The sequence below is a fragment of the Bradyrhizobium sp. genome, from assembly GCF_049581145.1.
GTDB lineage: Bacteria > Pseudomonadota > Alphaproteobacteria > Rhizobiales > Xanthobacteraceae > Bradyrhizobium.
This window is the reverse complement of record NZ_JBAURI010000729.1, coordinates 1-5,721: the sequence shown is the minus strand read 5'-3', so window position 1 is coordinate 5,721 and position 5,721 is coordinate 1. Positions and strand designations below refer to the sequence as shown.

The following is a 5,721-nucleotide window of genomic DNA, read 5'->3' as shown; positions in this document are numbered from 1 at the left end:
GCGCCGCGCCGAGCGCGTTGCGCAGCGCGGCGATCGCGCCTCCGCCGTCCGGTTGCGGCGTGGCGTCATAGGCTGTGGGCTGGCCATAGGCCATCGCGTCCAGATCGCTCCGCGGCTGCGCCAGCGCGACGGGACCCGTCGTCTGCATGCAGCCTGCGAGGGCGGACGCGAACGCCATCAGGGCAGCAATGATCAGCAATCGGAACGCGCGCAAAACCCACACTGGAGCCATCCGTTTCAAGCGGAGATTGCCCCCAGTCTTGCCCCTGTTATGGTTAACGGCGGGTTTCGGCAGCCCGAACGAAAGGTAAGAAATTGCCTCGCGCCCGCGGCTTCGGCGACGGAGCGACGCGACGATCAGGCGCTGACCACAATCCCGATCGGGCACGACACGCCGGTGCCGCCGAGGCCGCAATAGCCGCCCGGATTCTTGGCGAGATACTGCTGATGATAGTCCTCGGCGAAGTAGAACTCGCCCGCGGGCGCGATCTCGGTGGTGATGGCGCCGAGCCCCTTGGCCGACAGCGCCTTCTGATACGCAACCCTGGACGCTTCGGCCGCTTCGCGCTGTCTCTCGTCAATCGTGTAGATGGCGCTTCGATACTGCGTGCCGACATCGTTGCCCTGACGCATGCCCTGCGTCGGGTTGTGGCTCTCCCAGAACGTCTTCAAGAGCCGGTCATAGCTGACCGCGTTGGGATCGAACACCACGAGCACCGCTTCGGTGTGACCGGTAAGTCCCGAGCAGACCTCTTCATAGGTCGGGTTTGCCGTGTGACCGCCGGCATAGCCGACCGCGGTGACATGGATGCCGTTGCCGAGCTCCCAGAGCTTGCGTTCGGCGCCCCAGAAGCAGCCGAGGCCGAACATGGCCTGCGCGAGACCTGCCGGATGGGGCGGCTGCAAGTTGCGGCCGTTGACGAAATGTGTCGCTGCGGTCGGAATTGGCGTCGCACGGCCCGGCAGCGCCTCGGCTGCGCTCGGCAATGCGGTGGTCTTGCGCATGAACAACATCGATTTGCTCCGGGCGGCGAACAGGCCGGGGTGAAATCGACCTTGCCGGTTAGCCCTATATAGGGCTTCTCGCCGCGCGAGGCAGCCCCGTTTTCGCCGGTTCCGCGCGCCGGCGGATCAATCCCGCGAATAGCCGATCAAGGGCTTGCGCGGCCTGAACAGCAGCATCAGGAGAATGCCAAGTACGCCCAGCACGGCGAACACCGGTTGCTCGAGCAGAACCTTCACGATGCCGGTCCAAACCCACGGCGCGTTGCTCTCCAGCCACGCGTGAAACGTCTGCTGGCTGGATTGATTGACGTCGTTCCAGAACTGCCCGAACTGGGTGAACCGCAGGCTCTGATCGGCGACCCAGCGCGCGCCGTCATAGACCATGAAGATGAAACCGCCGGCCAGCAGCAACAGCCCCACAAGTCGGAAAAAACCGCGGATCATGCGTCACCCTATCTGTCGCGCCCCAAAGCCGCCGTCAGCCCTTACCGGGCCGTCAGCGGAAATTCAACCTCGTCAGTCACTTATCGACCTTTTGCAGGCAGGATGCGGCCACACAGGCGCAACCGAAGGCGTTGACGCTGCAAAGCCACCGCTCTATAAGGGCGCGACTGGCGGTGGGCGCAATCCCGCCGCCGCTGTTCTTTGAGCGGCGCCGGCTTTCGAGCTGTGAGCATACGAGCCTGGCTCACGGCACCGACATTCTCAAAGACCAATTCGAAATACCAGCGGCGTCGACCACGTGTTCATGCATGCGGCGCGCTTATCTGCGATCAACAGCGAGCGGTTACCGCCAAGGGATATTTGAGACGATGGCCAATACGACTTCCGCCAAGAAAGCGACGCGCAAGATTGCCCGTCGCACTCTGATCAACAAGTCGCGCCGCACGCAGATGCGCGGCGCTGTCCGCTCCGTCGAGGACGCAATCAAGCGTGGCGACCGCGCCGCTGCACTGAAGGCGATGGTTCACGCCGAGCCCGAGCTGATGCGCGCCGCGCAGTGCAACATCGTACACAAGAACAGCGCTAGCCGGAAAGTATCGCGGCTCACTCATCAGATCGCGAAGCTTGCGCATTGAACTGAACGCAAGCGAAATGCTTCTCTCTGGAGCCCGGCGTCGCCGGGCTTTTTTTTGTGTCGGGCTTTTTCTTCGTCTATCATCGCATTGTTCAGCGGACTGCGGCGGATGCAAGTCTCCTACTCCCGTATTTTTACTTGGTGCAGTTATGCCGCACCTGAAACAACCGCATCCAAAACCGCGAACATACTGTATGGTGCACTTGAGCATGCACGTCGCGTGGAATAGCTCCTGCGCGGCATGAGCGGGAGTTACCCTGCAAAAGCAATCGCGAAAAACATCGTTTCGCTAGTCACTTACCCGCATAGCGTCGCCAAGCACTTTGAAAATCCGCTGCCGCGCAAGCGAACGTAAATATTTTATGAAAATTTTTTGCGAGCGCGATGAGATTTATGACATGCGTGATTCCTCGCAGTGATTCAAAAACTTGCTTTCGAAGCAGCCACGGCCACGTCGCGAGTGCGACAGGTGCTCGCTTCGCCCCCGGCATCAAATGGATTGCGAGAAATCATGCATCGTGTATTCCTTAGATCGCTCGCAGCGTCCACGATCTATAGACCAGCGCGGTTTTAGAAACGGGACGGACGTGCAAATCGGCGGCGGTGTGCGCGTTGGCGACGCTTTTCAAGCATTGGTCGGATCGAGACCCATAGCGATAGGGGTAACGAGTACTTGCGTCCAAATTTCTCCGGCGAGGCCGCAGGTCTCGTTCGCTTTGAAAGAGAGATAACGGGCGCCAGTCATCCGGCCAAGAGCGGCGAAGGCCAGCCTGGCGGGTAACTTGGATGGGCGAAGCAGCTCAGCGGATGGACCGATCATGTCCTGACGCGGCTGTCCTTGGAACACGGGTGAGCGGACAGCTTGTCGTGAGCGATCACGATGAGGCGGGGAGGGTTGTTGCATGGTTTACGGAAACATCATTTGCGGAAACATCGCGTTCTCTAATCGGTTCTCTAATCGGTTCTCTAATCGACTGCCATCTTTCGATCACTCCATTTCAGACGCTTCCAGCGACAGCCTGGGTCCTCCGACGCGTATTCCGGAAAATCCGTCGAGTACGCGCTGACCTCGCCGGGAAATTCTTGCTCCAATCACCGTTGATCTGACCGCGGCGTCTTCGCCGAACGGAGAGTCGTGTCTGGAGCGGAGAATCCGCTTGAGGTCGCGCCGTAGCAGGAAATCTGTATCGGCGATTCGCGAACTCGTTGGTTACTCGTTTGGAAAAGTTTGCAGGCAATGACAAATATGGAAAAATCGGAACAGGACCGCTGGTCACGCGTCAAAGGTCGTCTTCGCTCGACCGTCGGCGAGGATGTCTATACGAGCTGGTTTGCACGCATGGACCTCGAAGGCGTCCAGGATGAAAGCGTTCGTCTCTCGGTTCCCACGCGATTTCTGAAGAGCTGGATCCAGGCGCATTATGCCGAGCGCGTGCTGTCCTGCTGGCAAGCCGAAATGCCTGAGGTGCATCGCATCGATCTCACCGTGCGCACGGCCATCCGAGCGGTAACGCCCGCGAAGGAGGCCGCCCCGCAAGTCGAGACGCGCCAGGTCCCGCGCAGCGATGGCCGTACCACCGTCGAGTTGCGCTCGACCGCGACCGCGCCGGTGTCCGCAAACCATGACGCGCTCGGCGGCTCGCCGCTCGATCCGCGGCTGACCTTTGCAAGCTTCGTCGTCGGCCGCTCCAACACGCTGGCCCACGCTGCCGCGCGTCAGGTTGCGGAGGGGCGGCGCGGCGATCCTGTGATGTTCAATCCGCTGTACATCCACGCTGGCGTCGGACTTGGCAAAACCCACCTGCTGCAGGCCGTGACCTGGGCAGGCAATGCCGGCAGCGAGCGCAAGGTGCTCTATCTCACGGCAGAAAAATTCATGTATGGCTTCGTCGCGGCGCTGAAGACGCAGACCGCCCTGGCCTTCAAGGAAGCGCTGCGCGGCATCGACGTGCTGGTTATCGACGATCTGCAGTTCCTGCAGGGCAAGTCGACGCAGGCCGAGTTCTGCCACACGTTGAATGCGCTGATCGACGCCGGACGCCAGGTCGTGATTGCGGCCGACCGGCCGCCTTCGGACCTCGAAAGCCTCGACGACCGGGTGCGTTCGCGACTCGCCGGCGGCCTCGTGGTCGAGATGGCCTCGCTCGGCGAGGAGCTGCGGCTCGGCATTCTCAAATCGCGCGTCGCGGCAGCCCGCACGCATCATGCGAGCTTCGACGTACCGGAGCCGGTGCTCGATTATCTCGCGCGCGCCATCACCCATAACGGCCGCGACCTCGAGGGCGCCATCAACCGGCTGCTGGCGCATTCCAAGCTCAACGCCCAGCCGGTGACGCTGGAAATGGCCGAGCATGAGGTGCGCGACCTGATCCGTCCGCAAGAGCCGAAGCGGATCAAGATCGAGGACATCCAGCGCGTGGTGGCCCGGCAATATAACGTCAGCCGCTCCGATCTCTTGTCCTCGCGCCGCACCGCGAACGTGGTGCGGCCGCGCCAGGTGGCGATGTATCTGGCCAAGACGCTGACACTGCGCTCGCTGCCGGAGATCGGCCGCCGCTTTGGCGGGCGCGACCACACCACCGTCCTGCATGCCGTTCGCAAGATCGAAGCGCTGGTCGCCAAGGACACCGCTCTGTCCGAAGAGGTCGAGCTCTTGAAGCGGCAGTTGCAGGAGTAAGCGGTTCGCTTTGGCCGCGTTCGCCGTCGGCGCGAGGCATAGGCGGTTTTCGCAGCGCCCGTGGTCCGCTGGGACCACGGGCGGGAACCAGCCCAGAAGCCCGCGTGCCCCCTCCCCCCTGCGGCGCGACCTGCGGAGAAAGCGGCCGACGTCCTGCCAAAACGTGGGAAACGGCGCCCGATCCCTTGAACTTGCGGCCCATCCGCGCCACCTTACGGTCCCCCGAAGGCCCGTGGCCTACCGGGTGCCAAGGCCGTGGCGCTCATCAGCCGCCCGGCATTCCCAGGACATGCTTTGTTGGATCGGGCGGATATTGCAATGAAGGTCACCGTCGAACGCGCGCAACTTCTCAAGTCGCTGGGGCACGTCCACCGCGTGGTCGAGCGCCGCAACACCATTCCGATTCTCGGCAACGTGCTGCTTCGCGCCGAGAACGCCCAGCTGTCGCTGAAGGCGACCGACCTCGATCTCGAGGTGACGGAAACGCTGGCTGCCGAGACCGGAGCCGGCGGTGGGTCCACCACGGTGCCCGCGCACATGTTCTACGACATCGTGCGCAAACTGCCTGACGGCGCGCAGATCGTACTGGAGGGCGACGGCGACCGTTCGGTGCTGGCGATCCGGGCCGGCCGCTCGCGCTTCACCCTGCAGACGCTGCCGGAAAGCGATTTCCCCGACCTCGCCGCCGGCGACATGACGCATTCCTTCACGCTTACGGCTGCCGATCTGAAACGGCTGATCGATCGCACCCAATTCGCGATCTCGACGGAAGAAACCCGCTATTACCTGAATGGAATCTATCTGCATGCGGCCGGCACCGCCAAGGCGCCGACGTTGCGCGCGGTCGCGACCGACGGGCATCGCCTCGCACAGGTCGATCTGCCGTTGCCGCAAGGCGCGACCGGCATGCCCGGCGTGATCGTGCCGCGCAAGACCGTCGGCGAAGTGCTGCGCCTAATCG

General features: G+C 62.7%; 5 protein-coding genes and 1 pseudogene. 3 read left to right on the top strand and 3 right to left on the bottom strand.

Going from position 1 to position 5,721, the window contains the following annotated elements:
* From WCB02_RS23795 to WCB02_RS23785, 3 genes and pseudogenes are all read right to left on the bottom strand, one after another.
* A pseudogene (locus WCB02_RS23795) lies at positions 1-199 on the bottom strand (polysaccharide biosynthesis/export family protein); the annotation flags it as partial.
* A gap of 158 nt (positions 200-357) precedes the next feature.
* Complete coding sequence (msrA, locus tag WCB02_RS23790) at positions 358-1,014, bottom strand: peptide-methionine (S)-S-oxide reductase MsrA (protein WP_423961996.1); 657 nt, start codon at positions 1,012-1,014, stop codon at positions 358-360.
* A 117-nt stretch (positions 1,015-1,131) separates the two neighbouring features.
* A complete protein-coding gene (locus tag WCB02_RS23785; protein ID WP_423961994.1) occupies positions 1,132-1,449 on the bottom strand; it encodes a hypothetical protein in 318 nt (105 codons plus the stop codon).
* A gap of 368 nt (positions 1,450-1,817) precedes the next feature.
* Between WCB02_RS23785 and rpsT the strand changes: the two genes are divergently transcribed.
* The 3 genes from rpsT to dnaN all read left to right on the top strand — a co-directional run.
* Positions 1,818-2,084: a 30S ribosomal protein S20 gene (gene rpsT / locus WCB02_RS23780; protein ID WP_423961999.1), complete on the top strand. Its 267-nt coding sequence runs from the start codon at positions 1,818-1,820 to the stop codon at positions 2,082-2,084.
* 1,245 nt (positions 2,085-3,329) lie between these two features.
* Positions 3,330-4,760 carry a chromosomal replication initiator protein DnaA gene (dnaA, locus tag WCB02_RS23775; RefSeq protein ID WP_423961997.1) on the top strand — a complete coding sequence of 477 codons (1,431 nt, stop codon included), beginning with the start codon at positions 3,330-3,332 and terminating at the stop codon, positions 4,758-4,760.
* A 318-nt stretch (positions 4,761-5,078) separates the two neighbouring features.
* Positions 5,079-5,721: DNA polymerase III subunit beta (dnaN, locus tag WCB02_RS23770; protein ID WP_423961992.1), on the top strand; the 643-nt coding region annotated here is incomplete at its 3' end.

Excerpts from the sequence above, each read along its gene's own strand:
- msrA (WP_423961996.1), bottom strand. The coding sequence starts at position 1,014 with ATGTTGTTCATGCGCAAGACCACCGCATTGCCGAGCGCAGCCGAGGCG.
- WCB02_RS23785 (WP_423961994.1), bottom strand. The coding sequence starts at position 1,449 with ATGATCCGCGGTTTTTTCCGACTTGTGGGGCTGTTGCTGCTGGCCGGC.
- rpsT (WP_423961999.1), top strand. The coding sequence starts at position 1,818 with ATGGCCAATACGACTTCCGCCAAGAAAGCGACGCGCAAGATTGCCCGT.
- dnaA (WP_423961997.1), top strand. The coding sequence starts at position 3,330 with ATGGAAAAATCGGAACAGGACCGCTGGTCACGCGTCAAAGGTCGTCTT.